The organism is Inquilinus sp. (genome assembly GCF_057815775.1).
In genome coordinates this window covers 1-1,872 of record NZ_JBYRFX010000438.1, presented here as the reverse complement: position 1 = coordinate 1,872, position 1,872 = coordinate 1, and the positions used below count along the sequence as shown (strand labels likewise).

Below are 1,872 nucleotides of genomic sequence, written 5' to 3'. Positions count from 1 at the left end.
CACGCGTCACCTCGCTGCCGTCGCCATTCGCCAGCACCCGCAGCGGCACCGACACTTCGGCCCCGTCGGGCAGCACCACCCAATGGTCGGCGATGCGGAACGGGTTGGGCGGAGTGAACCGCACCCGCACGTCGCCCTCGGGTGTGGCCGCCACCCAATTCTCGCCGTCGCGGCGCAGCGACCCGGCCAGGCCGCTGGCCCATTGCATGAAATTCTCCGGCACGGCCAGGAAGGCGTAGACGGCTTCCGGGTCGCGGTCGATCCAGACGCCGAGGGTGCGGGAGGCCAAGGCTGCAGAAGGACGGGGGCTGAGCATGGCGGGATCCTCAATGTGACGGCTGCCAGTCTGGCAGGTGCAGTCCCGCCCGGCTTGAACGAAACGGCCAGTTCCCGAATTGTTCCTTTTGCTGGACATCGGCCGATGTTCTTAGTACGTTCCATCTGTGTCGGGTCGATGCGGAGCCATCGGCCGAGATCAGAGGAGATCCGGGAATGGGGATCGCGCGCGAAGTCCGGGAACGGGACGGCTTGAAGCTTTATCGCAATGCGCTGTCGCGCCGCCTGCTGGCGGCCGAAGGCCATGCGCCGGTGCTGCGGGCGGCGGTCTGCGAATTCCCCGACCTGCTGGGATTCGACCTGTGGCAGCACCCGTCCGGCGCCCTCATGCTGTGCCGCACCGACAACCGCCCGGCCACCCTGGCGAAGGACAAGACCTGGGCCATGGCCCGCGGCGAGGTGCTGTTCGCCAGTGCCCAGCGGACGGATGCCGCGCCGGCCGGATCGCTGCCGGTCCCGGCGGCACAGGGCCAGATGGCGTTCCTCTGAGCCGCCGCGACGCCGGCGGCGGTCAGCCCAGCGCCGCGCGGCGGCGCTCCAGGCTGGCCTGGGGCCACAGCTCCGCCAATTCGTAGAACTCCTCGAAGGCCGGGACGCCGTCCGGCAGCCCGATCCAGGGCAGCTTCGACCGGGTGAAGATGTGCACGTCGGGCGGCAGCGCCGCGGGGTCATCCAGCGTGCCGGTGCGGACGAAGCGTATGGCGGTCCGGCCGCTATAAATGCTCCACAACGCGGTGCGGCAGGTGGGGCAGCGGTGAATGACATGCGGCTCGCCGCTGTCGGTCGGCACGCCGACGGGCTCCGGCTGGCCCGACCGCAACGCAACCCGGTCGGCCTCGATCAGGGCGTTGAGCACGAAGGCGCTGCCGGTCTGCCGCTGGCAGTCGCGGCAATGGCAGCAATGCACGATCATCGGCGGCGACAGCAGCCGGTACCGCACGGTTCCGCCGGCGCAGCCGCCTTCGAGGATGCCGGTCATCTCCCCCTCGTGCAGCGATCGACCGCACCAGCCTATCACATCAGCCACGGCCCTCCTGTCAGGAGGGTTGGAGAGGCAGGCCGGGATCGCGACGGCGCGGATGATCAAGCCGATGCGGTTCCACTCGTGCCCGGGCTGTTATCCCGCCGCCTTCGGCGTTGCGGCCGGGCCGCCCAAGCGCGCGGCCAGCTCGTCCAGATCCTGGACGAACCAGACCGCGTGCTGCCGGTTGGCTTCCCGTACCCAGTCGCGCAGGGCGCTGCTGGCGGCCAGATGGCTCGAGATGTCGCCGACGACGGCCAGCCGCAACTGATAGTTGACGATCTTCTGCGGGACCGCCCCGGCGAGGCCGGAGCGCAGGTCGAAGAAGGCGGGGGCCAGACGGCTGACGGGCAGGGCGACCAGCGATGCGCTTTCGCCCATCGCGTCGCCGACCAGGTCGACGGCGCCCCGTTCGCTGTCGATCAGCGGTCCATCCGCCGGGCAGAGCATCACCCGCTCGCCGCTCCATTCTTCGATCATCGCTGTTTCCCCTCATGCCGAGGCCGTGTCTCTAT

General features: G+C 69.8%; 4 protein-coding genes. 1 reads left to right on the top strand and 3 read right to left on the bottom strand.

What is annotated here, in order from left to right; all coding sequences use genetic code 11:
* Nucleotides 1-316: SRPBCC family protein (locus AC3XYG_RS15600; protein WP_489140761.1), on the bottom strand; the 316-nt coding region annotated here is incomplete at its 3' end.
* Nucleotides 317-492: 176 nt separating this feature from the next.
* On the opposite strand from AC3XYG_RS15600, the gene AC3XYG_RS15595 reads away from it, so the two are divergent.
* Complete coding sequence (locus AC3XYG_RS15595; protein ID WP_489140760.1) at nucleotides 493-825, top strand: hypothetical protein; 333 nt, start codon at nucleotides 493-495, stop codon at nucleotides 823-825.
* Between the two features lie 22 nt (nucleotides 826-847).
* Here the strand turns inward: AC3XYG_RS15595 and AC3XYG_RS15590 are convergent, their stop codons facing one another.
* Nucleotides 848-1,315, bottom strand: coding sequence for a GFA family protein (locus AC3XYG_RS15590; RefSeq protein ID WP_489140759.1), 468 nt, complete (start codon nucleotides 1,313-1,315; stop codon nucleotides 848-850).
* Between the two features lie 138 nt (nucleotides 1,316-1,453).
* On the bottom strand, nucleotides 1,454-1,837 hold the full coding sequence (locus AC3XYG_RS15585) for a DUF4180 domain-containing protein (protein WP_489140758.1): 384 nt from the start codon (nucleotides 1,835-1,837) through the stop codon (nucleotides 1,454-1,456).
* Nucleotides 1,838-1,872 lie beyond the last annotated feature (35 nt).

Bases quoted from the DNA above. Each gene is read 5' to 3' on its own strand.
- AC3XYG_RS15595 (WP_489140760.1), top strand. From the start codon at position 493: ATGGGGATCGCGCGCGAAGTCCGGGAACGGGACGGCTTGAAGCTTTAT.
- AC3XYG_RS15590 (WP_489140759.1), bottom strand. From the start codon at position 1,315: ATGACCGGCATCCTCGAAGGCGGCTGCGCCGGCGGAACCGTGCGGTAC.
- AC3XYG_RS15585 (WP_489140758.1), bottom strand. From the start codon at position 1,837: ATGATCGAAGAATGGAGCGGCGAGCGGGTGATGCTCTGCCCGGCGGAT.